This is a genomic window from Bartonella sp. MR100HLJHH, from assembly GCF_042194215.1.
In the GTDB taxonomy this organism is placed as follows: domain Bacteria; phylum Pseudomonadota; class Alphaproteobacteria; order Rhizobiales; family Rhizobiaceae; genus Bartonella; species Bartonella grahamii.
In genome coordinates, this window is record NZ_JBHIMR010000003.1 from 33419 (window position 1) to 58167 (window position 24749).

At 37.8% G+C, this 24749-nt stretch carries 16 protein-coding genes and 2 pseudogenes; 12 read left to right on the forward strand and 6 right to left on the reverse strand.

Going from position 1 to position 24749, the window contains the following annotated elements:
- Window positions 1-118 precede the first annotated feature (118 nt).
- The gene (locus ACFIJ7_RS02650; RefSeq protein WP_375635806.1) at window positions 119-1369 is read left to right on the forward strand and encodes an MFS transporter; all 1251 of its coding nucleotides are present in this window, start codon (window positions 119-121) and stop codon (window positions 1367-1369) included.
- Window positions 1370-1906: 537 nt separating this feature from the next.
- A pseudogene (locus ACFIJ7_RS02655) lies at window positions 1907-2184 on the forward strand (hypothetical protein).
- 27 nt (window positions 2185-2211) lie between these two features.
- Here ACFIJ7_RS02655 and ACFIJ7_RS02660 read toward each other — a convergent pair.
- Window positions 2212-2391 carry a hypothetical protein gene (locus ACFIJ7_RS02660; protein ID WP_375628256.1) on the reverse strand — a complete coding sequence of 60 codons (180 nt, stop codon included), beginning with the start codon at window positions 2389-2391 and terminating at the stop codon, window positions 2212-2214.
- Window positions 2392-2967: 576 nt separating this feature from the next.
- Here ACFIJ7_RS02660 and ACFIJ7_RS02665 point away from each other — a divergent pair.
- The gene (locus tag ACFIJ7_RS02665) at window positions 2968-3093 is read left to right on the forward strand and encodes a hypothetical protein (RefSeq protein WP_274532013.1); all 126 of its coding nucleotides are present in this window, start codon (window positions 2968-2970) and stop codon (window positions 3091-3093) included.
- Between the two features lie 48 nt (window positions 3094-3141).
- On the opposite strand, the gene ACFIJ7_RS02670 is transcribed toward ACFIJ7_RS02665, so the two are convergent.
- A complete protein-coding gene (locus ACFIJ7_RS02670) occupies window positions 3142-4362 on the reverse strand; it encodes an MFS transporter (protein WP_375644554.1) in 1221 nt (406 codons plus the stop codon).
- Between the two features lie 10 nt (window positions 4363-4372).
- Window positions 4373-5794, reverse strand: a complete 1422-nt coding sequence (locus tag ACFIJ7_RS02675; protein WP_375644555.1) for a coproporphyrinogen-III oxidase family protein — start codon at window positions 5792-5794, stop codon at window positions 4373-4375.
- A gap of 338 nt (window positions 5795-6132) precedes the next feature.
- Between ACFIJ7_RS02675 and ACFIJ7_RS02680 the strand changes: the two genes are divergently transcribed.
- From ACFIJ7_RS02680 to edd, 6 genes are all read left to right on the forward strand, one after another.
- Window positions 6133-6828: a hypothetical protein gene (locus tag ACFIJ7_RS02680; protein ID WP_375635803.1), complete on the forward strand. Its 696-nt coding sequence runs from the start codon at window positions 6133-6135 to the stop codon at window positions 6826-6828.
- A gap of 891 nt (window positions 6829-7719) precedes the next feature.
- The gene (locus ACFIJ7_RS02685; RefSeq protein WP_375635802.1) at window positions 7720-9147 is read left to right on the forward strand and encodes a glutamine synthetase family protein; all 1428 of its coding nucleotides are present in this window, start codon (window positions 7720-7722) and stop codon (window positions 9145-9147) included.
- Between the two features lie 11 nt (window positions 9148-9158).
- Window positions 9159-10442, forward strand: coding sequence for an NAD(P)/FAD-dependent oxidoreductase (locus ACFIJ7_RS02690; protein ID WP_375644610.1), 1284 nt, complete (start codon window positions 9159-9161; stop codon window positions 10440-10442).
- Window positions 10443-10562: 120 nt separating this feature from the next.
- Window positions 10563-12035 carry a glucose-6-phosphate dehydrogenase gene (gene zwf / locus ACFIJ7_RS02695; RefSeq protein ID WP_375635801.1) on the forward strand — a complete coding sequence of 491 codons (1473 nt, stop codon included), beginning with the start codon at window positions 10563-10565 and terminating at the stop codon, window positions 12033-12035.
- 10 nt (window positions 12036-12045) lie between these two features.
- A complete protein-coding gene (gene pgl / locus ACFIJ7_RS02700) occupies window positions 12046-12798 on the forward strand; it encodes a 6-phosphogluconolactonase (RefSeq protein WP_012754781.1) in 753 nt (250 codons plus the stop codon).
- A gap of 56 nt (window positions 12799-12854) precedes the next feature.
- Window positions 12855-14678, forward strand: a complete 1824-nt coding sequence (edd, locus tag ACFIJ7_RS02705) for a phosphogluconate dehydratase (RefSeq protein ID WP_375635800.1) — start codon at window positions 12855-12857, stop codon at window positions 14676-14678.
- A 66-nt stretch (window positions 14679-14744) separates the two neighbouring features.
- Here the strand turns inward: edd and folD are convergent, their stop codons facing one another.
- Entirely contained in the window at window positions 14745-15644 is a 900-nt protein-coding gene (gene folD, locus ACFIJ7_RS02710) for a bifunctional methylenetetrahydrofolate dehydrogenase/methenyltetrahydrofolate cyclohydrolase FolD (protein WP_375635799.1), read from the reverse strand.
- Between the two features lie 316 nt (window positions 15645-15960).
- Here folD and ACFIJ7_RS02715 point away from each other — a divergent pair, with 316 nt between their 5' ends.
- On the forward strand, window positions 15961-17841 hold the full coding sequence (locus ACFIJ7_RS02715) for an AsmA family protein (protein ID WP_375635798.1): 1881 nt from the start codon (window positions 15961-15963) through the stop codon (window positions 17839-17841).
- A gap of 313 nt (window positions 17842-18154) precedes the next feature.
- Here ACFIJ7_RS02715 and ACFIJ7_RS02720 read toward each other — a convergent pair whose 3' ends face one another.
- Window positions 18155-18298 (reverse strand): hypothetical protein, encoded by a 144-nt coding sequence (locus ACFIJ7_RS02720; RefSeq protein ID WP_012754785.1) that lies wholly within the window; start codon window positions 18296-18298, stop codon window positions 18155-18157.
- Window positions 18299-18533: 235 nt separating this feature from the next.
- Between ACFIJ7_RS02720 and ACFIJ7_RS02725 the strand changes: the two genes are divergently transcribed.
- Both ACFIJ7_RS02725 and ACFIJ7_RS02730 read left to right on the forward strand, forming a co-directional pair.
- Complete coding sequence (locus ACFIJ7_RS02725; protein WP_375644556.1) at window positions 18534-19277, forward strand: 16S rRNA (uracil(1498)-N(3))-methyltransferase; 744 nt, start codon at window positions 18534-18536, stop codon at window positions 19275-19277.
- A gap of 68 nt (window positions 19278-19345) precedes the next feature.
- Window positions 19346-20719, forward strand: coding sequence for a glutamate--cysteine ligase (locus ACFIJ7_RS02730; RefSeq protein ID WP_375635796.1), 1374 nt, complete (start codon window positions 19346-19348; stop codon window positions 20717-20719).
- Window positions 20720-23159: 2440 nt separating this feature from the next.
- Here ACFIJ7_RS02730 and ACFIJ7_RS02735 read toward each other — a convergent pair.
- Window positions 23160-24338 (reverse strand): annotated as a pseudogene (locus tag ACFIJ7_RS02735) (type ISP restriction/modification enzyme); the annotation flags it as partial.
- Window positions 24339-24749 lie beyond the last annotated feature (411 nt).

Sequence of the window (24749 nt, forward strand, 5' to 3'; positions counted from 1 at the left end):
GATGTTACTGTGCTCAAAGCCCGAGCAAGTGAGCAGAAAATGGCTGCTCGAAGCTCCCTTCTGAATTGAGGTTTTAGAATATATAAAGCTGGCAGCTTTATAGCCTTTGGATATATTAATGACGATAGATTATGAAGTTAAAAAGTTGCTCTATGGCTGTGCGGCAATGAGTGGGGTTCGGCTGATTACAGGTTCCTTCCATGCTTTTTTTTTCTTGTCTATGGGCGTTAGCATAACACAGTTAGCTTTATTGCAAATTGTGTTTAGCGTAGCTATTTGTATTTTTGAAGTGCCTTGTGGGATTTTAGGAGATAAAATCGGCGTTAAACAAAATGTTATCTTATCATGTTTCTTTTTTTCGCTCTTCTTCTTTTTATGTATCTACGCGCCTAATCTTTCTGTCTTAATTCCGGCAGAAATTATTTATGCTTTAGGCTTTGCTTTATGTTCTGGCGCTGATAGCACATGGATTAAAGGCTTAATCGACGGCGGTGGTTACAAGGATAGTTTGATCTACCACCAAGTAAACGCCTATAAGCGGGAACTAACGGCATTCATGAATACGGTTGCTGGTGCGCTAGGTGTTCTTATTGTTTTGTGTATGGATAATTATCAGTCGGCATATTATTTTTGTTCTTTCGGATTTCTCGTACTTGTATTCTTGTTTAGTCGGGTGACGGGGATAGGTATTGCATCCGTTTCGGATAGTCAGCCAATAGACTCAGGTTCTTTGTTGCATGCAACAGAAGCTTTTGCTTATTTAGTTACCTCAAAAATCGGGTTATATTATATATTGATATGTGGTTTTATTGTTGCCGCATTGCAGCCAATATTTCATTTTTGGCAACCTTTTATTTTGGGACAAACAGGAGTATTAGACAATGCAACAGGAAAGACTAAAATTCTTATTCTTGGCCTGTGCTTTGTGTCTTATACTCTCGTAAAATACTTATTTAATCGCTTTGTAATTAAATATCTTATGCAAAAATACGCTCCTATGGCGATAACTTTGTACTCACTAGTCCTGAGTGCTGTTGTTATGCTTGCTCTGCTTCTCGTTGCAAACAGTTGGGCCCCCATTATTTTATTCACCGTATTTCACAGTTTTTTTTCTGTCCCCGTAACGCAGTTTGAAGCAGAATTTTTTAAACATATTCAACAAAAGAATGCAAATACGGTTTTATCCATTGTTAGTTTTCTTGCACGTATTTTTGGTATTTTAGCGCTTGTGCTGATTGGTTGGTTGGCGAACAATGTTTGTATAGAAGCAGCTTTTTGTTTCACCTTGCTTTGTATATGTTTAATTATCCCGCTTAATTTGGCCTGGCTTTATACTGATAAAAAGTTAATAAAAGACGAGAAGGTTTGAAAGTGAAGATACTGTTAAATAGGAACTTGCCTATGACTTACATAAAGACACAGGAAAAAATAGTGTGTGGGTCATCTTATATGGATTGAGTCGAAATTAATAGCTGTCCATCGTTTTTAGTAGAGATGCTTACCGATTTGAATGCGCCAAATGATTGTGCGGCTATTAGCCAGAAATATCGCGAACGAGCATATCAAGAAGCTTGTGATATTGATGTTTTGCTAAATAGTGGGCGCGTATTAGATTTTGCAAAAAAACGCAAGCTTTTTTAGAGTGCGCGGAGGAAATCCTCGATAAAGCGTATGTCAATTTTACTATTGCTGGTATTAAATATTTAAAACTAGCTGGCCAAGACTATAGTGTGCAAGAATGTTTTGCAAGTAGCTAACTTTTGGCGAATTTAGAGCGTACAGCTCTGGTGAGTGAGAAGAGTGTATATGATCATGTGGTTTATAATTGAGAAAGAATTTGCGCAAAATTAATGATAATGCCTCCGAAGTAAAATTATTTTTTTAATTGCCAAGGAGCTTTAAAATCATGACGCTCATAGGCTCTTACACGCCGGATTTTGGGGTGTTTAAGAGTGAGAAGGCGCGCAAAAGCTTTATTTTGTACTGGAAACAAAAGGAACGAATAGCGAGTTTGATTTGTGCCTTAAAGAAATGCTGAAGATTAAATGCGGCAAGGCGCATTTTATCGCCCTTGAGACTGGTGTGGTGTTTGACGAGGCTCTGGTAATGAGTTGGCGCGATTCTAAGCGGGGGATGGTGGTAGAGAAAGTGGGGGGCTGTGGTAGGAGCGGGCGGCACGAATGACGCTGTCTTTAGTTGCGTACCGCCAAGCTAATTTTGTGCTTTGCGAAATTCGCCAAGGCTTTTGGACGTACCCCGTTTACCGCGTAATAAAATCTTATGAATATCATGCAGAAGGCGCGCAGAAATGGGTGATTGCGTGTCTAGCTTCCCAATGCCGTAATTAAGTACAGCCACATAATGAGATAGCTCTTCAATATCATCAGTCACACTGATACTTTTTCTTTATTTTCAAACAATAATAGGTCAGATGGTAACGATTATGTCCTTTCTATCTGAGAAAAGAGTAGCACCGCTTGCGTATATGCACGAGTAAAAGTCAATCAACATTGGTCTGAGGTAAAACCGCCAATTATTTCTAATACACCTAAGGATTTCATAGCTTGCTCTAACGGTTTATATAAAGCCGCCCTTTTAAAAGGTGAATTGGGTGGTAAATTTATTGGGATATAGGCTTTATGAATCTCTTGAACTAAGCTTTCTACTATGCAGGTCCTAAGGCGTGATTGCATATATGGTCGCATCTGTTGCTGCGTTTTGTAGACAGAGATCTTAAATTAGGAAAGGAGGGCTGCTCTTTTAATTACAAAGGAAGAATACGGCGCGTAAGTGCAGCAAAATGTATTTTGAGGAGCAGTAAAGGGGTGAGGCATTTGATGTCCAGCGGGTGACAGATTAATTGGAGTATAAGTGGGTATTGCTAGGGCGGAGTTTTTAGTTAAGAATTGTGCTCCGTACGCTATAAGCTCTCTGCATCCTTCATATAGGCGTTGAGATCATCGCCCAATGCAACGTAAAAGGGGCTATTTTGCCTTTAACGCTTGTTTAGCTGCTTCCATTATTGCCTCTGGCTCTATTAGCCATTACGGTTATAATTTCCTCGTCCAAAGAACAGGTCAATCGATTGCGTAATAGGGTATGTGTGCCTTTTTTGACCGTGTCTTTTTTAAAAGGCAGCTGTTACCTCGTGGCAGGGTTGGGTGTGTCTATATGATCAGCCTGCCAAAGAAATGGAAGCGTTATCGCGATAGCCACCAATAGTAGTCCAGCGATAAAGGCGGCAGCAAACTGCAATGATATAAAAGAACCAAGGACGCCGACCAAAAAGCTTCCGACCGGCATTCCAGCATAGCCGATCACCCGAAAAGCAGAATTAGCTCGCCCGAGAAGTTGTTTTGGTGTGAGGCGCTGCCTGAAGGCGGTAACACCAATAAACCATAAGCTTGCTCCAACGCCAGCGATAAAGGTGACGCCCCATACGACGACAGCACTTTTTGAAAAGGCTGGAACCAGCAGCAAGATAACCGTCCCTAAACCGTCAGTGAGAACAGCTAGGCGCACCGGTGCATAGCGTATATGTGGTGCAAATAGGGCACCTGCCATTGTACCAAGCGCGTAGGCTGCAAACATCACGCCATATTGGCTGCTATGTAGGCCCAGATACCGACCGTCGGTAACGAAGAAGATGAACGAGGTTAGGAATGCTCCAAATACTACCGATAGAAAGAATGTGAGTAATGTAAGGGAGGTAAGATGCCGATTTGAAAAAATAAAACGAAAGCCGGCAATGATATAACGAAAAGTGATGTTTTCTTTATCAGGTGTTGGCGATGTCGGAACAGTATGGCGAGCGGTAAAAATCAATGTGATAAAAAGCACGATTAACAGGCCAAGAAATAGCAGTGTGCTATGCGCTAAAATGCTGCTTGTTATGACAGGGGCAAGAAAATAGGAGACCCCGAAATCTAAAAACAAGACAATTGAGTAGAAGGTCATCAATCGCTCTCCCTCCATGATAAGTGGTGGAATCGTCATTATATAAGCTTCGGCAGAAACGACGATGAATCCAGCAATGGTTGCATAGAAGAAAATTTGTTCGGCTGGAGCAATCTGTATCATGAGCAGTACGAACAGTACAATATGCAGTAGCATGAAGATGAGGAGAGCCGAGGTGGCAAGTTTTATTTTGTCGCAGCGATCAAGTAAAGTGCCTGCAAGGATTCCGAAAATTGGCCACGCTAATGAGAAGAGACCTTGCGCCCAACTTACTCCGACTACGCCATATCCAGATTGTCTTGCTAATAGCGGGATGGCAGTGCGCAAAGCACCGCTGAGTAAGGCGAGCAGACTAACGGTTAGGCAAAAATAGCGTATGTTCTTATTGGCAAAAGGAGTGAACATTCTTTTCTCCTTAAGATGCCACACAGATTTCCGCAGGTCCATCAAGTACGGCGGTTGTATTCAGCATGTTTGAGACATAGCCGTCCAAGATATTCCCATCTGCCTGAGGTAGAAGAAAATACATAAGGTTGGAATACCATTGCCAACCACGCTGAGTCAGCTGGAGATTGTTATCACTTTCTGCGATGAGACCTGCACCTATGAGCTGTTGTAGGTTATTGTAAACGAAAGAGGGGAGTGCGGTCCAGTCAATTCTTTCTTTTTTGGCATAACCGTTATAAGGTAGCCGCATACACAAAGCCTTGGAGGCTTGTTGCTCCGCTGATACCCAATTGTAGTATACTTTGGATTTGCCTTTAAGTTGTATGTCGGTAATGTATCCGCTTCGACAGGGATTGGTTCGTGTGACGAGTGAGCCGAGAACCGACAGTGCTGACGCCCCGAAGCCAACCACATAATCGTCATGATAACCATGCAAATATTTGTGATAGCGGAAATAATTAGCTGAACTCGTTTTAGCGAGCGTTAGAGGAGTGTTATTGGCAATTTTGATATAGGAATGCCCATTACACGGCGCATAGCTGCAGCTGCGCATAACGATGTCGCTAAATAAGCGAAGCATCTGTCGATGCTGTAGGCTGGATGGCTTTAGCCCTTTTTGTGCGTAAGACTTATGCAGTTGCGACGTGATAGCCAGATTGTTGATTGCATAGAGGTTGATTGTTTCAGGATGAATCTCGCTGGCTTGCTTCAAATCGTATAATAGTTTTTCGGCTTGCTGGCTGTGCATGCCATATAGTAGGTCGAAACCGACATGTCCAATGATCTCTTGTGACCAAGCCACGGTATTGTTGATTTGTTCACGTGTTGAGGTGAGGTTAAACAATGATCGGAAACGCTCAATGAAACTCTGTATACCGAAGCTGATCCGGTTAACGCCGATCTCACGGGCAGCATAAAGTTTATCACGTGTGACGCTCTTCGGTTCGCTTTCCAGTGTAAACTCGGTTAAGGAAGAGAGCTCAAATTCGCCATGCAATACTTTTCCGATGTGTCGGATATTATCTGCGGACAAAAGCGACGGTGTGCCGCCCCCTATATAGATGCTGCGGATGGGCCCTCTAAGCGAGCGAATGAAATTTCCTTTGGTTCTGATCTCTGTGGTAAGCGCTGACATATAAGATTCGATTTGCTTAACGTGCTTGTAGGCCCCTTTCTGAAAGGGACAGAAGGAACAGATGGTTTCGCAAAAGGGAATATGCAAATAAAGAGAAATGGTACGCGCTTGTGGAATCTGCTTACTTTGCGCTAGTTTATTAAAGTCTATGTAATCGTAAAATTCATTTAAAATAGTGCAAAATAACGGATATGTGAAGTCGTAAATCGGCTTGAGTTGATCGAACTTCACAAAAGGATGATCCACGAGTTGCATAGCTTACCTCCCCCAATTTCTTAACTTGCACTATATTATTGACGGGCGACTGGTGATCCAATCACCCGAGTGTATTACCAAAGATTTTCACGGAACATAATGAATCCTCCTTTTGTAGAAGTTATATGTATTATACATATAACTTACTATATGAACAGGCTAGCTTGTTTAAGAGGCAATCTAAAGATAAAAATATAAAAGAACTTTCTCTTGCAGCCTTATGGTCTGATATTGTAATTGGTATCCTGTTTTACGTGGTCGGGCTATGAATGCCTAGGGCGAGAAAAAGCAGGGTATTTTAATGGACGTGCGGGGCATCATTGTTATGTTGCTGGGACTTGGAATTTGCGTCTGGTTATGAAATATCATTAGCGCAAAAAGATGGTTTTAAAGGTAGAGATATATTTTTTAATATCCCTGTAAAACTTCGAGAAGAGATAGAATTATCTATTAGAAAACATATAAATGTCCAGTGTGATAATATTATCGAATTACATGACATCATCACTCTTGCCCGCCATTTTGACATATTACCTAAAATCTCATTGAGATCGTACCATGTACTGGCAAACGGGGATAGATCGCGTTTTGGTATGACTGCGGCGGAGTTACGTGCCGCATTATCTTTGCTAGAATCCAATAGGACTAGGCTTAATAGGGTGCCTTTGCATGTGGGCTCTAATTTGAATTCGACTGAGTTAATAGTATCCACCTTAACTAAGGCTGGAAAGGATATTTACGCATTGAAGGATCAAAAAAGTTTTATCAGTCTAGGCGGGGGATATCCGATTTCCACAGCGTTTTGCGATGCCGTGACGGTCAATGACGAATACCCTCGTAAAATTTATGAGGCATTATCACAATTGGGTTGTGATTTATATAAGCTTACGGTAATTATTGAACCTAGGCGTATTATATCTGAAGATTATGGTTATTTATTTTCAAATATTAGCTCTATAAAAGAGCAGAATGGTACGAACTTAATTACAATCTGGGCTCTGGGGATGTGTACTCAATATGCACAGTATCACTAGATCATAAGTCAAAGTATATGAAAGCAACTGATACAAAAAAGATTTTACGATGGTGGAAGATCGACGATGAAGGACGTTAGTTCAAAGGAAATTGATATTATTGTGTTCTCATATCCTGATTTTTTGGCTTTTTAGATATAAATAACAAACCTCCTAGTGGGCTGGAGACTATCAAATGTTGGATCCCGCATGGCGCAATTAGCAAAAAATCCTATCTATTGGATTTGGTATGCTCTACTGTATTTTCAGCCCTAAATATTGTGTGCGAAGTGCAATGTCAAGCGGTGGGAATTGATATAAGTGCAGAGTCTATAAGTATCCGCTCAGAACAAGGTTGATAGCTCTATTATGCAGGGGATGGTTAAGTTTCATGTCGGAAATGCTAAGCGTATGTCTTGTCCTGAAAATACATTTACGCATATTACGGCGGGGTGAGTGTTTGTAAGCACTAGCTGTAAAGGCTACTCACCATCCTAGGGTGTTTACTTCTATGTGGATAACAATAGAGTTACAAAACTTGCTTCATATTAAAAGAAAAGTTTCTTTTCTTTTAATTAAGCATTACTACAACCAAAAGGAAATTAAATATCTCACCTTTATTATTCTCGCCAATGTTTGCTTATATATGATTATTTGAATCGGAATTAGGTTACGTACAATATGGTATTTCTCGCTGTTTTATATAAGAAGAAGGTTCGCACCGATGTATCGCGTGTAATATCAACTTTTTCACTATGGTGATAGGATAGCTTGTTGAGCGTAAAGTTCTTTTACCTTGATAGATCTTATAGTATTCTTCAAAAATATCAGTTGATAATTTTTTTTCGTGTCGTTTATGCAGGGGCTGATACTATAAGAATAGAACTTGATTGTTTGTAAAGTTGGTATGTTATGGCTGTAAAAAATGGTAAACAAACGAAAAGTAAAAATTTTAAACCTGTCTCTCGTTTTCTCAAAAGTTTACGTGGTGTGCGCAATTGGGAACAAGTTTCACAATGGCTTGCTTTCCGTAAGGTAGAGGATATTGAATGTATTACGCCTGATCAAGCAGGGGTACCACGGGGCAAGATGATGCTTTCTAAAAAATTTACATCGGAAACATCATTGGCATTGCCTTCAGCAGTTTTTATGGCAACAATTTCAGGGGATTATCCTGAAGATGGTCATGGTTTTGAATATCCTAAAGCAGATGGTGATTTACGCCTTGAGCCTGATCTTTCTACGTTAAGCATTGTTCCATGGGAAGATGCTCCCACAGCACAGGTGATTTGTGATCTTGTGTATCAAAATGGTCAGGTTGTGGATTACACACCACGCAATGTTTTACGAACGGTAGTTCATTTTTACACAAAAATGGGTTTAAGCCCTGTTGTTTCACCAGAAATTGAGTTTTATTTGGTACAAAAAAATCCCGATCCTGATTATCCGTTAGTTCCACCGGTTGGTCGTTCTGGGCGTTCAATTGGTGGTGGACAGGGGTATTCCATTGCCGGTGTGAATGAATTTGATGATTTGATTGATGATATTTATCATTTTTCAGAGGCACAAGGATTGGAAATTGATACCCTCATTCATGAAGAAGGAGCAGGTCAGTTTGAAATCAATTTACGTCATGGTGATCCTATTGAATTAGCGGATCAAGTTTTTATGTTTAAACGAACAATTCGTGAAGCTGCACTAAAACATAATATGTATGCAACTTTTATGGCAAAACCCATTCAAGGGCAGCCGGGTTCTGCTATGCATATTCACCAATCGGTTGTTGATAAGAAAACCGGTATGAATATTTTTACACAGGAAAATGGTGAAGAAAGTATCTGTTTTCGCCATTTTATTGGTGGATTGCAAAAACATATGCCAGGGGTACTTGTGATGCTTGCGCCTTATGTGAATTCTTATCGACGTCTTGTCCCTGATAATTCGGCTCCTGTTAATTTGAGATGGGGATATGATAATCGTACTACAGCTTTTCGAGTTCCCCGTTCTGCTCCTCAAGCGCGGCGTGTTGAGAATAGACTTCCTTCATCAGATGCGAATCCCTATTTAGCCCTTGCAGCTTCTCTAGCGTGTGGTCTTATTGGTTTGCAACAAAAAATTGAGCCGGATGAGCCAGCAACAAATAATGTAAACGCTGATAATATTGAGTTACCGCGTGGACTCATTGAGGCAGTCAATTTGTTTGAACAAGATACAGCGATACGTGCTATTTTAGGGGATGTGTTTGTCAGTACTTATGCTGCAATCAAACGACAAGAGTTTGAAACTTTCATGGAAGTAATTAGTCCGTGGGAGCGTGAATATCTTCTGCTGAATGTTTAAATTTTATGACGATGATTGATTATAATTCAATTTCTCCAGGAATTTCTTGGTATGAAGATACTTTAAAAGAACGTCCCTCTTATCCTTCTTTTTGTGAAAACAGACAGTGTGATGTGGTCATTATTGGAGGCGGATTTACGGGTCTGTCGGCTGCTTATCATTTAGTCAAGGCTGGAGTAGATGTTGTTTTATTTGAAGCATCACGTTTTGGTGATGGTGCTTCAGGGCGCAATGGTGGACAGCTGGGAACAGGGCAACGGCAATGGGTAGAAACATTAGAAAAAAAGTATGGTTTTGAGCGAAGTAAGGCTCTGTTTGATTTAGCAGAAGAAGCTAAAAGAGATATTTTATCTTTATGCGCGATGCCTAATTGTTCGTGTGATTTGATAGGAGGACAGCTTTCTGTGACACATAAAAGGCGTGAGCTTCTCTCTTATCAACGGCATATTGAGGTGATGCAGCGTTATGGCTATCATGCGCTTACTTTTATGGATAGGGCAGAAACATCTAGGCGACTTGGATCGTCTTTTTATTGTGGTGGTATTTATGATGCGGATACCGGCCATATAAATCCCTTAAAATTGATTATTGGATTGGCAAAAAAAGCTAAAGATGTTGGTGCTAAGCTTTATGAGAAGTCACAAGTAACGACCGTAAGGCGCACGGGAGCCCATTGGAAAGTGATAACAGAAAAAGGCAGTGTAACAGCAGAGCATGTGTTACTTGCAACAAATGGGTATAAACTTGGTCTGGAGCGTTTTATTGAAAAAAATATTGTTTCTATTCGTTCTTATATTGGAGCAACGGACCCATTACCAAAGCACAGTTCAATTCTCGCAGGCGGGGAATCGGTTGATGATTCCCGTTTTATGGTTCGCTATTTTCGCAAAAGCGTTGATAATCGTCTCTTATTTGGTGGCGTAGAAAGTTATGATAATAAACATCCTTTAAATTTAGATGAACGTATAAAACGGCAAATTGCTGAAGTTTATCCTCAATTACACTCTATCAATTTAAGCCATTGTTGGGGAGCAACGGTTGCCATTACAGTTGAGCGCATGCCCTATGTTCGACAACTTTTCTCAAGGATGACTTATTGTGGTGGTTATTCAGGGCATGGCGTTATGCTGGCTCCTTTCATAGGAAAATTATACGCAGAATGGTTGACTGGAAAATATGAACGTTTTTCCTATTTCCAAGACTTGAAGATTTCATCTTTTCCGGGGGGAAGAGTTTTGCGTTATCCGCTTATATTTTTAGCAATGCGTTGGTTTTCTTTAATGGATCGTTTTTGATGGAAACATTGCTTGAAATGAAGCAAATTAATGGCTTCTTTAGTATCTGTTTGCTTTAATGAGCGAAGCTTTTATAAGTGATATGGGATTTCATAATCGAATAGAAAAATAAACAAGTTCATGGTGCATAAAATTATTCCAGTTTCTTCTTTTGATTGTATTGTTTTTGGTGGCAATGGTGATTTGGCGTCGCGCAAGCTTTTGCCGGCTTTGTATCATTGTCAGTGTGTTGGTCAATTCAGTGAGCCAACACGTATTATTGGGGCTTCCCGCACTCCCTTAAGTCATGAAGAATATCAAAATTTTGTCCGCACTTCTTTAGAAAAACATATCCATCCAAAAGATCTCAATTCAACAGAACTCAATCGTTTTCTTGCACGTTTAAGCTATGTTTCTGTTGATGCTTCCTCAAATCGAGGGTGGGAGGATTTAGCTCTCCTTCTGTCACGAGATTCAGCGAATATTCGAGCTTTTTATTTGGCTGTTAGTTCGTCACTTTTTGCTGATATTGCGATGAAGTTGGGAAAAAATGATTTGGTGACACCACAAACACGGATTATCATTGAAAAACCAATTGGTTGCGATGTAAAAACAGCTGTTTCACTTAATGATGCATTTGCAAGCGTCTTTAATGAAGAGCAGATCTTTCGTATTGATCATTATCTTGGGAAGGAAACTGTTCAAAATTTAATGGCATTGCGGTTTGTTAATACACTTTATGAACCGCTATGGAACTCCAACTATATTGATCATGTTCAAATAACCGTTGCTGAATCTTTAGGGTTAGAGGGGCGTACAGAATATTATGAAAGCACTGGTGCTCTACGGGATATGGTCCAAAACCATATGCTGCAATTACTTTGTTTGGTTGCGATGGAAATACCATTTACCAACAGTGCTAATGCTGTGCGCGATGAAAAACTTAAAATTTTACATTCTTTAACACCGCTTGATGTACATAATGTAGGACAGCATACTGTACGTGGGCAGTATCTTTCTGGTCTATCAAATGGTATATCTGTAGAGTCTTATTTCGATGATCTGGGAAGAGTGAGTAAGAGTGAAACATTTGTAGCGCTTAAGGTTAAGATTGATAACTGGCGTTGGGCTAATACGCCTTTTTATTTACGAACAGGTAAGCGCATGTTCACGCGAATGTCTGAAATTGTTGTGGTTTTTAAACCTATTCCTCATAATATTTTTAATGTGGATTTAGATGAAATTTTTTCTAATCGGCTTGTGATTCGTCTCCAACCTGATGAGGGTGTGAAACAATGGTTGATGATTAAGGATCCAAGTTACGGCGGTATGCGGTTTCGTCACATTCCATTAGATATGAGTTTTGCTTCCGCATTTTCTGAACGTAATCCTGATGCTTATGAACGTTTATTAATGGATGTTATTCGTGGAGATCAAACGCTGTTTATGCGTCGTGATGAAGTTGAGGCTGCTTGGCGTTGGATTGATCCAATCATTGAGGGATGGGAAGCAATAAAACAGCCTTTTCACAATTATAACGCTGGTTCGTGGGGGCCATCTGCTTCAACGATTCTCATGGAACGTGATGGGCGTATATGGAACAATTTAGTTTAGAGCAATAAGTATGTATAGAATGAATATTGACCGTTTAGATTTTGAAACCCCTCAGACTTTAGCCTTGGCATTAGCAGATCGAGTAGCCGCAGAACTTAGTGTATCTGTTCTTGAGCGTAAGAGAGCAGTTTTAGCGGTGTCTGGTGGTAAAACACCAGAATTGTTTTTTCATTATTTGTCAAAAGCGGATATTGATTGGCAAAATATCATTATCACTTTGGTCGATGAACGTTTCGTTCCTACACACGATGAACGTTCAAATGAGCATATGGTACGGTGTCATTTGTTACAAAATTTTGCCGAAAAAGCGCGTTTTGTAGGGCTTTATCATAAAGCGATTACTGCTGAACTTGCTGCTTTTTCAGCGGCGAGTCGTATTAATACTTTGCCTAAACCCTTTGATGTTGTTGTTTTAGGAATGGGGGGTGATGGACATACGGCTTCTTTTTTTCCTGATGCTGATCGTTTAAAGCAAGCGCTTGATCTGCGAACACAAGCACTTGTTCTGCCCCTTCATGCTAAGAGTGCTGTTGAGCCAAGACTCTCACTAACTTTGCCAGTTATTATGCAGTCTCGTTGTATTATTCTCCATATCGAAGGTTTTCAGAAACGCGATTGTTTTGAAAAAGCTTGTCAGGATGGATCTGAAATAGAAATGCCTATTCGGGCAGTTTTGCGTAATTCCCCTCATCTTGTGCAGGTTTATTGGTCGCCTGCAGATAATGAAATAAGTGAATTAGAATATGAGAGACAAGGTGAATAAAAACGTAATCTCTCTCAATGAATGAGGGGAAGCAACAATGAAAGAGGGAGGGGAATATGGCACTTTCCAAGACAATTGCCACAGTTACACGAAGGATTTATGAACGTTCTCGATCAACACGAGAAATTTACTTAGATCGTATTACGAAAGCACAAGTTCATCGCCCCAAACGAAGTTTTTTAGGATGTGCCAATCAGGCTCATGGTTTTGCTGCTTGTGGTGCAATAGATAAAGAGCGTTTGAAGGGAAATATCGTTGGGAATATTGGCATTATCACGGCATATAACGATTTACTTTCAGCTCATCAACCTTTTGAAAAATTTCCTCACTTAATTAAAGAGTCGGCCCGTATGGTTGGTGGTGTTGCACAGGTTGCAGGTGGTGTTCCCGCGATGTGCGATGGTGTTACGCAGGGAAATGCGGGGATGGAGCTTTCCCTTTTTTCGCGTGAAGTAATTGCAATGGCGACAGCTATAAGCTTATCACACGATGTCTTTGATGCAGCATTGTATCTTGGGGTGTGTGATAAAATTGTACCAGGTTTATTGATTGGTGCACTAACATTTGGTCATTTACCAGGAATTTTTATACCAGCTGGTCCTATGACAAGTGGTCAAGGTAATGATGAAAAAGCGAAGATACGTCAACTTTACGCGGAAAATAAAATAGATCGCCAAACACTTCTAGCATCAGAAGCACGTTCTTATCATGGACCAGGAACATGTACATTTTATGGAACAGCTAACTCTAATCAGGTGATACTGGAGATGATGGGGCTTCATATGCCGGGAGCTTCTTTTGTTAATGCGAATACACCGTTGCGTGATGCTTTAACAAAAGAAGCCACGAAACGTGTACTTGAAATGACAGATCTTGGTGATCATTATAGGCCACTTGGTATGATCATTGATGAGCGTTCTTTTGTAAATGCCATTGTAGGATTAAATGCAACAGGAGGTTCTACCAATCATACGATTCATTTGATTGCTATAGCTGCTGTTTGCGGTATTAAATTGACATGGCATGATATTGCAGAAATTTCATCCGCTGTGCCTCTTTTAGCGCGCATTTATCCTAATGGTTTAGCGGATATCAATCATTTTTATGCTGCTGGGGGGATGGGATTTATTATTCGCGAGCTTATCGAGGCAGGTTTAGTACATGAAGATGTTTCTACGGTTTTTGGTAAAGATCTCACTGCTTATGCAATTGAAGCAAAGCTTTCTGCTGATGGTCATGTGGTGCGTGAAGCGGCTCTCAAGGAAAGTGGTGATCATAAGGTGTTAGCAGGGTGGAGAAAGCCATTTCAGCCTGACGGTGGTCTTCGTGTTTTATCGGGAGATTTGGGAACAGCTATTATAAAAGTTTCCTCTGTTAAACCAGAGTATTGGCAGATTAAAGCACCAGTCTTTGTTTTTAATGATCAAGAGGAACTACAAAAATCTTTTAAATCTGGAGTGTTGTATGATAAAGATTTTATCGCCGTCATTCGCTATCAAGGACCAAAAGCCAATGGTATGCCAGAGCTTCATAAATTAACGACCATTTTAGGCGTTTTACAAGATCGCGGTCAAAAGGTAGCATTGATAACCGATGGGCGTATGTCAGGGGCGTCAGGAAAAATTCCTGCTGCCATTCATGTGACACCGGAAGCAATGGATAATGGCCCCATTGCACGTTTGCAGGATGGTGATATTGTTTTTCTTGATGCTCATGAGGGTAAACTAACTCTTTTGGAGGATTTAGCAAAATTTAACGCGCGAAAAATCATACCTCCTGATCTTTCAAAAAACGAACATGGTGTTGGACGCGAACTTTTTCATGTTTTTCGTCAATCCGTTAATCGTGCAGATCAAGGGGCATCTGTTTTTATGACATGAAAAATGCAAAAATAAACAAGCTTAATCATGTACAATAAAACCATATACAAGGAATTGTTACAATTCTTAGAATTTTGGTATAGGCAGATTGTGTGATCGCGCGGCGGCTTTGAGTGTATTAACCATAAGCATGGCAATTGTCATTGGTCCAACGCCTCCTGGAACAGGGGTAATCGCAGCAGCTTTTTCTTTTACGTTTTCAAAATCGACATCACCAACAAGACGTGTTTTCCCTACACCTTTTTCTGGTGCAGCAACGCGGTTAATACCAACATCAATAACAATTGCACCATTTTTTATCCAGTCTTTTTTAATCATTTGTGGGCGGCCTACAGCTGCGACTAAAATATCAGCGCTTCGACACACATCATCAAGGTCACGGGTACGACTATGGGCAATTGTCACAGTGGCATTGGCTGCTGTTAAAAGGGCAGCCATAGGTTTTCCAACAATATTAGAGCGTCCAACAACGACAGCATCAAGTCCAGATAAATCTTGCCCACAGTGTCGTTCAATCATCATCATGGCACCAGCTGGTGTACAGGGAATAATCGCATCTTCAAGTGCATTTGCCGCGAGTTTTCCTACATTAATATAATGAAAACCATCAACATCTTTTTGGAAAGCAACGGCTTGTGTTATGCGATTTGTATTCATATGAGCAGGGAGAGGCAACTGTACCAAAATACCATGAATTTTTGGATCAGAATTTAATGTTGCAATAAGTTGAAGGAGTTCTTTTTCTTGCGTTTCTTTAGAAACGACATGTTTGATTGAAAGAAACCCACATTCTTCGGCTTTTTTATTTTTTGAGGTGACATATACTTGACTTGCGGGATCATCTCCAACGATAATAACAGCGATACTAGGTTGTATATTATAGTGATGGCGGAGCTTTATTGTTTCGGCCTTAACTTTCGCAATAATCTCTTCAGCAAGTTTTTTTCCATCGATAATATTATTCATTCAGAGATCCTTTCGGTAAGGCTGTTTGTTTTTTTGTAAAGCATTTTCTAATAATACGATAGAGTTTTATAGCAATATTCATGTGAGAACAGTAAGAATGGTTTTATAATGTTGTGGATTTATAGTTTTGAAGACTTTTAAATAATTGCTTTATAAAGAAGCAGCAACATTGCTGTTTGAATAAATTTTGGATAAAGAACAAAAATAATGAAGATACAAAGTGGATATAGTGAATTATAGGGTTATAAAAACTTTTTATAATCATTTAAGTTTGTTTTTAATCTGTTATAGGGGGGGATAAATATAGAGGGATATTGTGCGCATCAGAATAATAAAATTTTTGAGCGGAATTTTTATTACAATTATCTTTTTATTTGGAGTGGGGATTCTCGTTTTACCTTATCTTATCTCTACAGATGCGATTCGTATTCGTTTAGCGCAGGATTTGAGTGTATGGACCGGTTACAATGTTCAATTGCGTGATCCACCGCGGTTACATCTTTTTCCTTATCCTAAAGCATTTCTTTCTGGCGTTACTTTAACATCAAAAATGGATGATGTTGCGCCATTAATGGAAGCTGAATCAATAGAAGTTGATCTTTCTGTCGTCGATCTTCTTTGGGGACATGTTTCTTTTTCAGAGACGCGGATTATGCGTCCTCAATTTGTTATGGAAAAGCCTGTTAAAACAATAGCAGATTTTTTTGATCGGTTTTCTCGCTCACAAGGTGCATTAGGGTTGGCAATACGCAATACGCGTGAAATATTAAAACATAATCCTGAACATCCAGAGATAGAGCACCTTTTAAAACAACCTTTTGGGCGGATTGTCATTAAAAATGGTGTTCTTGTGTATCACGATAGTTTTTCGGGGATGGCAGAAAAAATAACAGGATTAAATGCGACTTTACATTGGCCGGAATCGACTCAGGAAGTACGGTTACGTGCAGATGCGCGTTGGCGCGGAGAATTTACAAAGTTATCAATTGATGCTTCTCAAGCATTGCTGCTTCTTGCAGGAGGAAAAAGTCATATTAGGGCAAGTCTCAATTCTGTACGTGGGGGAATAACTTTTACAGGAAAGGCTCGGTTATCTGAATACTATATTTTTGACGGAAAAGTATCGATGCGTTCTCCGGGATGGAATCAGACATTGTCTTGGGTTGGTGGAAATCAGTTTTGGGGACATAAATTTAAAATACCCATTGTATGGGAATCTCATTTTTTAGCGCAGCCAATGCATATTCAAATGAACAATGTTACATTTACGATGGGGAAAGCCAATGCGCGAGGAGCTTTAAAACTCGATTTTCAAGATTATGTACCAAATGTTATGGGCTCGTTAGCCTTTGATAACCTAGATCTTAGCCTCTTGGGTTCAATGTTTTTTTCAGGTAAAAAGAAAAATTCCTTCTTTGATATGACAATTTTTGATCGTATTGGCGTGGATATACGACTTTCTGCGCCACAAGCTAAAATAGGAAATATTTCCCTCACAAATTTAGCTGCTGCAATACAAATAAGAAATGGGCATGGTATTTTTGATCTTGGACATGCGAATATTTTTGGTGGATCCGTGCAAAGTAATATTGAAGTTACGCCAGCTGGACAGAAAGTGCGTATAGGAGGAAATATTTCAGGTGCTTCTATTGATATGCAGGAGACTTTAGAAACCTTGGGATTGATTCCATTTATACAAAGCAAAACGAATTTTACTGCAACGATACGAACACTTGCTGATTCTTGGCGAGAAATTTTTACGCAAATGCAGGGTGAATTAACACTGAAGATGTCTTCTGGTCGGCTCTTAGGATATGATTTGAATGAATTACAAACAAGACTTTTAAATAAACAACAATTTCTTTTAATGACTAATGATACTTTTTCAACAACATTTGATCACTGGGATATTCAGACAAGCTTTTCAGAAGGTATGATGAAGGTGACAGAGTCATTAATGCGTACAGCAGACTTGAGCTTATCCATTCAAGGAACCGTTGCAACTGATATCGCGCAAGGGAAGCAGAATGAATTGATATTACAGGCACAACTACGCAAAAACTATAGATCAGAAACTTTATGTAAAGATGTCCAATGTCTCGCTAATAGCCTTGCATGGCCTTTTACATTTTCTCTACGCTCTAAAGGGCAAAACCATGGTAATTTTTGGGTTACAAAAGACATTGACGCAGATTGAGAATTGTTTTTTATCTATATAGCACTCCATCTTATAATAGTAATTCGTCTTTTTGCAACTTAAAATTGTCTTTTAATTTAAATCAGAGGTCCCACTCTATCGGAAGATTTTCTCATTTTAAATCCGTTCGTGGTGAAGCAGTAAAAATCGTTCTCTCCGTCATAAGTGTGGTTGATATAGATAAATGATTGAAGAGAGGAATAAAAATCCTTCTTATGGAATCTTTCAAATACAAGAAATTCATAATATTGATGCAAATCTTATAAAAGTTTCTAAAAAACATTAAATTTTTAAGGGGGATGTCGGCCAGTGCTTACTGAATCCCAGAAGAAATACCATAACCATCTTTGGTAATTGTATGCTTCCCATCTGCTCCAACAGAACCAATTCCCACTGTAATCAAAATAAAGGCTAAGAGGGTTGTAATCGTAATAATTGTAGCTTTTTTAGCAGACATATTTTTCCTCCACGGATGCATCAATGACTGAATGCAAAGATGAATGGTGCATTATTTAAACTTTTATGAAAGTAGAATCACTTAAGGATCTATAAGTTCCTATCATTATCTCATAAAGCTAAAAAAACTCTATAATTCTTTAATATATTATAGTTCTATAGATATAATTTTTTCTTTTTGCTATATATTTTTCTTTATTTTTTCGATGACGATAGTGAGCATTGGCAAAATTTTTATGCGCATAAATTATAAACTTAAAAGATTATTTATACGACAGACATTGGCTTTGAATGAAGAAATAAAGATAGAGGGGGCACAAGCTTCTTATCTTGTGCACGTTCTGCGTATGAAAGAAGGAGCAGAAATTTTACTTTTTAATGGACAGGATGGTGAGTGGCTTGCTAAACTTATCATTGTTAAGAAAAAATTTGTTGTGGTTCAACTTATCCATCAAGAAAGATTACAAACGACGCATTCCAGTCTTATTTATTGCTTTGCTCCACTCAAAAACGCTCGGTTGGATTATATGGTGCAGAAAGCTGTTGAAATGGGGGTATCGATTTTGCAGCCTGTTATAACGCATCATACGCAGGTTACGCGTATCAATATGGCGCGTATGGAAGCCAATGTTATTGAAGCTTCTGAACAGTGTGGCATTTTATCTCTCCCTGAATGCGTATCTGCTCTATCATTAGCAGAACTTTTAGTACGGTGGGATGAGACACAGCCTTTATTTTTTTGTGATGAAGAGCATAAATCGCATAATCCATTACCTTCTTTTAAAAAGCGTGACGTTACAACACCTGGTATTCTTATTGGACCAGAAGGTGGCTTTAGTGAAGAAGAGCGGAGCTTTTTAAAAAAACATCCTTTTGTGGTTCCAATATCATTAGGTCCGCGTATTTTACGCGCTGACACTGCCGCTGTTGCTGCTTTGGCTCTTCTTAATGCTACCGTGGGGGATTGGGCAATGGATTGAGAAATCTGTAAAATCATTCTAAACAGTTCATTTAAGATGATGATACCAATGATAGGATACGATAAGTTATGGCGCTTGATATAACTGATGAAAGTGAAATTTATAACTTAGATTCCTTGGTTAGCTATTTCCAAGGGGGGTATAAAGCAGAAGATGATTGGCGTATCGGTACAGAACATGAAAAGTTTCCGTTTTATAAAGATGGTTTTCACCCTGTTCCTTATGAAGGAGAGAGGGGAATCCAAGCGCTTTTAGAGAGGATGCAAAGCGCCTTAGGATGGAAACCTATTTTAGATGAAGAGAATATTATTGGGCTTGTAGGATCAGTTGATCAGGGAGCCATTTCTTTGGAACCTGGAGGACAATTTGAATTATCTGGTGCACCATTAAAATCAGTAGGCCATACATATCACGAGTTGATGGAGCATTTAACTCTTCTCAAAAAAATTGCAGAACCATTGGGTATAGGTTTTCTAGGTCTTGGAGCTAGTCCAAAGTGGACTTTAGCTGAAACGCCGCGAATGCCTAAATCACGTTATCAGATTATGACTGATTATATGCCTAAAGTGGGGCATAATGGTCTTAATATGATGTATCGCACATCAACAGTTCAGGTTAATCTTGATTTTTCATCTGAAAGTGATATGCGGCGAAAAATGCAAGTATCGATGAAGTTACAGTCCATTGCAACAGCATTATTTGCAAGTTCACCTTTTACAGAAGGACGCCCAAATGGCTTTTTGTCGTGGCGTTCTGAAATTTGGCGTAATACGGATAATCAGAGGACAGGCGTTCTTCCCTTTATATTTTCTGAGCGTTTTGGTTTTGCTGATTATGTTGAATGGGCTCTTGATGTTCCAATGTATTTTGTTGTGCGTGATGGTCGTTACTATGATTGTACACATATAACATTTCGTCAGTTTATGAATGGAGCATTAAAAGGACAAGTTGCAAATTCAATTCCAAACATGGGAGATTGGATTAATCACTTATCAACGTTATTTCCTGAAGTCCGCTTAAAAAGATTTTTAGAAATGAGAGGAGCTGATTGCGGTTCTTGGAAGCGCATTTGTGCGTTGTCGGCTTTTTGGGTCGGGCTTCTTTATGATAGGGAAGCACTTAATGAGGCTGAAGCTTTGACAAAAGATTGGTGTTTTGAAGAAGTTTTAGATGTGCGCCAACGCGTTCCTAAAGAAGGGTTAAAAACTCCTTTTCGTCAAACTATTCTTTTAGAGTTAGCACGACAAGCTCTTGCTATTGCCCGCAAAGGCTTAAAAAATCGCAAACAGTATGATACGAATGGTTTTGATGAAACAAATTTTCTTAATCCTTTAGAAGAGGTTGTTGCAATGGGACAAACAGATGCTGAAAAATTTTTGTCTTATTACTATTCTATTTGGAATGAATCTGTAGAACCTTTATTTTTAGAATGTGCCTATTAAATTTGAAGAAAAGAGACTTCCTACTTTTTAAAAAATGCATATCACCGTGGTGGCTCATTCACTCATTTGCTCTAGAGAGCATATCCTGCCTTTCTTTTAACATTTCTCATAAAGGGTACAATACAAAAATCTCTTGGGCAGTGTGATTTTTATACCCAATAATATCACGATATTTCCGTAATCTTAATGTTGTACCTTTGTGCTAAAGATAGCTCATAAAAGATATACTTAAGCTTATTATCAAACATTTTTTATTCACATAGCTCATCCCACTTATGAATAGGTCTGAAAATAATATTTTTCACTTTTAAAAGGGATAAAAAATATAATTTGCGTTTAATAGTCCGTTATTATAATTCAATGTACGATGCTTATATGAAAGAGCATTTTATTATACAAAAATTACGATATCAATCTTTCAGTAAGCTAAAAAGACAGTAGAAAAAATGCCGATAGATCTGTGTATGTATAACTCAAATTTATTTTTATATAAAAAAGAAATATATTATGTAAAGAGATAGAAATAGAGATTATAATATATAGAATTAAGGTGTTAATTACATCATTAAATATTAATAAATTGAATTTTTATGCATGAGAAAAACAGCATTTGAGATATTTTTCTTTACAGTTATTATTCTCACTCCATGTATTTGATTATATTATATCAATATGTGTTATTCTGTTGTTACAAGAGTAAAGTATGGAATAAAAATAAAAAATTTCAGTTTTTGCAGAGACGGGCAACAAAAACTTTTTTGTTAGCTAAACATATCTAGTGCGCTTTTAAATTTTTCTTCTTCCATTTTTTAGTAGCTAGATCTCAAGGGGCTTCTTATACCTTTTTGTACCATTATACGATATAGTTATACAGTCAGCATGAAGGCAATAGATGTATTTCTAAAACGGGTAGGAAAATTACAGGGTATCATTTTCTCTATACAGATAATTTATTCTTTTGCTATTTCCTTTTTGTAGCGATATTCTGAATTTCTATAGTTGTTATTTTAGGTATGACTGATAAAGTTCGTTGTACGGATTCAGATCATTCACTTTGGTATATCCAAGTGATATTAATACAGCAAACAAAATGATCAATAGAGAAGATAAAACAATAAATGTTACGGTACGTTTCATGAGTGATTTAACTCCTTATCTTCGATAAATAGGCCGGTATTGAATAGGGGCTATTACGACGGTTGATATCATTTAATTTGGTTATATCAATGGTATATGTGATATTTTTGTTGGTATTGTGTTTCAAATTATATTGAATGATATGTAGATTACGAGTGGCGTTGCATTTCCCATAAAAGGGTATTGTATGGCATAGCTACACCCGACAAAGTACTCATATACTAACAAAAGCATAAAAGACAATCAGTATTTTAAAGGTATGGAAAAGGCTTTTTCGTAACATATAAAATAATATATCTATAATTTATGTAACACGATACGTATTTATTGTAAATAAATATTTTACAATTTTATATTTTTTAAATATATTATGTGTAAATATTGTTTATATGATTATTACTTGATTATTTTTTATTATGTATTTTAAAGATATATTGTGGAATTTATTAAACAATTGCGTTATTTATTATCTATAACATTAATAATATTTATAAACGCTCTCATCATGCGTATTTTTAGCTTTATAACGTATCAGTTTTTTACTAAATGATTTTAATGATTTTTGTAGATTTTGTTTATAAGGGGCTCTAATTTGAACAACTTTAATAGGCACCGCGCTCTTTATAACCAACGCGTTCATTTGCATTGTGATTATGAAAACTTGCTTTTTTCACGCATGCTCTATAGCTATTATATTTTTATAGTCATGGCACCATTTTTCATTTTCATAAGATAAAGATGATAATGCGCTTTATTGCCTTTTATAAAAACATCTAAAGAGAGACTGATAATTATAGAGGTCAGCAAACTCCCTTTTAATAGACTTTTGTCATTTTTCTGTCAGTAAATTGAATCGACAAAATAGATCATTTTAGTCAGTGATTAAATATACCTTATGAAAAGCATGTGATTCTTTAAAGCCATTTCAAAAGATAGGTTCTAGTCATAAAAAATGCTATTAAGACCATTATGGTTATTAGTTTTGAGATTTTTGAAGATTTTTAGGATTTTAGACACCTTCAAAATCTATAAGTAAAATGAATACATAAAGCTCTTTTTCAACAGAGTTTTTCAAAACAATAAAGCTATCATTTTAGATTACGATATAATCTTTTAAAAGCAATCCAAATAACAGTGTTTAAAAGTGCAAAGCTTCTTTTTTAGAATAACGCATGATAAGCTATCCTTTTAAGATTGTAGGTAATAAACTTAATAAGATGATTAAAGTTATAGACTGCCGTTTTAAAGCAATACACAAGAGACCTTTATGAGGTGTGTTAACCTCATAAGTCTATTCGGTTTCTCACACTTCTAATTTTGGTAGTTTCTTAATAATTTTCATTGTTTCTAAATTTATAGTATGATCCTTTGAAACAACTCTAATGGATAAGCAGGGTTACTAATGGTTCCAAGAGCATAGCGATTGGCATCATTAACAATGCCACTCTTTTTATCTGTCTTTACATATTGACGCTCCATAACCCATTCAAGAGTGGGGTTGCCATTAACGATATACTCATAAGCTTCAAGAAGGATGTCTGTCATGATGATATTGCTGTTGTAAATAAAGTAGATTTATCCTTTTCCTTACTATTTTTAATTTTTGCGAATTTCATTTCTGTCACGTAATAAAACTTTTCGGGATTAGAGATGTCAGTCAGTTTTGGATTACCCTTTTTTAAAGGTCACAAGATAAGGCTCCACACTTTCATAATTCATGTGCAAGTGATCAAATTCACACTCTGTTGTCACAATATCCAGAAATCTTCAGCGCTTTTTACACAAGGGATACGAGGCAATTCTTTGCATAAATTTTTCATAAATTATGAGCATAGCGAGTACGGTAATCTTTTGAATGCAATAATCCGTAAGCGTAATAGAATAGATCATCTTTAGTTATGGTCTCACTAGGATAAGCAGCTTAAAATGCGCTAATCCTTTATCAGTGATGGCATCACGCCTCTGTAAACCAGATGTTTTTCTTTCCTTTATTGAATTTGTAAACAAATGGGATTGTTTCTCATCATGATCAGTTATAGAAGATTCAACATTTTTATAAAGATACCGTGGAAAGCATTGGCCTGTATCTATTGCATCTAGATTAGGTAAATTCTTAGCTATTAACACAGAAAAACCGCTTCGTGCTCCTATGCTTGTAATTTCTATGACTCTATTTTCTACTGCTTGCCCCATAGGGAATACATGTGGTATCTGATAAACTCCGTCATTGAAGATACGATTATAATAAAGCCATAGTCGTGTAAAAGAACGATACGAATTTTGCATGAGGCATGTCTTTTCAAATTCAAAAACCCTTCCTCTTATTAGTTCTTGCTTAACATTATAACTACAACTTTATATCTAAAGTGATAAAATTATCTACGGCACGTACACGTGTTGTTCGATCAGCATATAGATATGTATCGTTAAAACGTTTTACTGCGCTATTATAAAAAGCAATCATATTATTTATATTTTCTGCCCAAGCTCCGTCCTCCAATGTTGCGACAGCTCTTGCATTAAGACGTTTCATAAGAGGTATTTCTACACCTTTCTTATACATTTTTTATCCACACGCCAGCTCTGCTTGTGACGTGCAAGAAAATGATTTTGATTGATTCAAGATAAACAGGTTTGAAATGAGAGAATCTTACGTTATTCGGGACTCTCATTTAATATGCAAAATAGTAAATTATTTATTATAAATCAATGTATTGTCGTTCAATAGGCATTGTGGCTTTTAAAGTCTTTTTTATGACTATAAAAAAAATTCGAAAAATAAAAAAGCGTTCATTGAAAGCAAAGAAAGAATCTATGAAAGGTATTTTCTAGAAAAATCATGAATGTTCGATTGTTAATTCATCCTTTCTTGAAAAGCTCGCTTCAGTTCAAA

What these genes read in the sequence shown, in the direction of transcription:
- ACFIJ7_RS02730 (WP_375635796.1), top strand. Translation starts at nt 19,346, where the DNA reads ATGGCGCTTGATATAACTGATGAAAGTGAAATTTATAACTTAGATTCC.
- folD (WP_375635799.1), bottom strand. Translation starts at nt 15,644, where the DNA reads ATGAATAATATTATCGATGGAAAAAAACTTGCTGAAGAGATTATTGCG.
- ACFIJ7_RS02670 (WP_375644554.1), bottom strand. Translation starts at nt 4,362, where the DNA reads ATGTTCACTCCTTTTGCCAATAAGAACATACGCTATTTTTGCCTAACC.
- ACFIJ7_RS02665 (WP_274532013.1), top strand. Translation starts at nt 2,968, where the DNA reads ATGCAACGTAAAAGGGGCTATTTTGCCTTTAACGCTTGTTTAGCTGCT.
- ACFIJ7_RS02650 (WP_375635806.1), top strand. Translation starts at nt 119, where the DNA reads ATGACGATAGATTATGAAGTTAAAAAGTTGCTCTATGGCTGTGCGGCA.
- edd (WP_375635800.1), top strand. Translation starts at nt 12,855, where the DNA reads ATGGCACTTTCCAAGACAATTGCCACAGTTACACGAAGGATTTATGAA.
- ACFIJ7_RS02725 (WP_375644556.1), top strand. Translation starts at nt 18,534, where the DNA reads ATGCGCATAAATTATAAACTTAAAAGATTATTTATACGACAGACATTG.
- ACFIJ7_RS02720 (WP_012754785.1), bottom strand. Translation starts at nt 18,298, where the DNA reads ATGTCTGCTAAAAAAGCTACAATTATTACGATTACAACCCTCTTAGCC.
- zwf (WP_375635801.1), top strand. Translation starts at nt 10,563, where the DNA reads ATGGTGCATAAAATTATTCCAGTTTCTTCTTTTGATTGTATTGTTTTT.
- ACFIJ7_RS02690 (WP_375644610.1), top strand. Translation starts at nt 9,159, where the DNA reads ATGATTGATTATAATTCAATTTCTCCAGGAATTTCTTGGTATGAAGAT.
- pgl (WP_012754781.1), top strand. Translation starts at nt 12,046, where the DNA reads ATGTATAGAATGAATATTGACCGTTTAGATTTTGAAACCCCTCAGACT.
- ACFIJ7_RS02675 (WP_375644555.1), bottom strand. Translation starts at nt 5,794, where the DNA reads ATGCAACTCGTGGATCATCCTTTTGTGAAGTTCGATCAACTCAAGCCG.
- ACFIJ7_RS02685 (WP_375635802.1), top strand. Translation starts at nt 7,720, where the DNA reads ATGGCTGTAAAAAATGGTAAACAAACGAAAAGTAAAAATTTTAAACCT.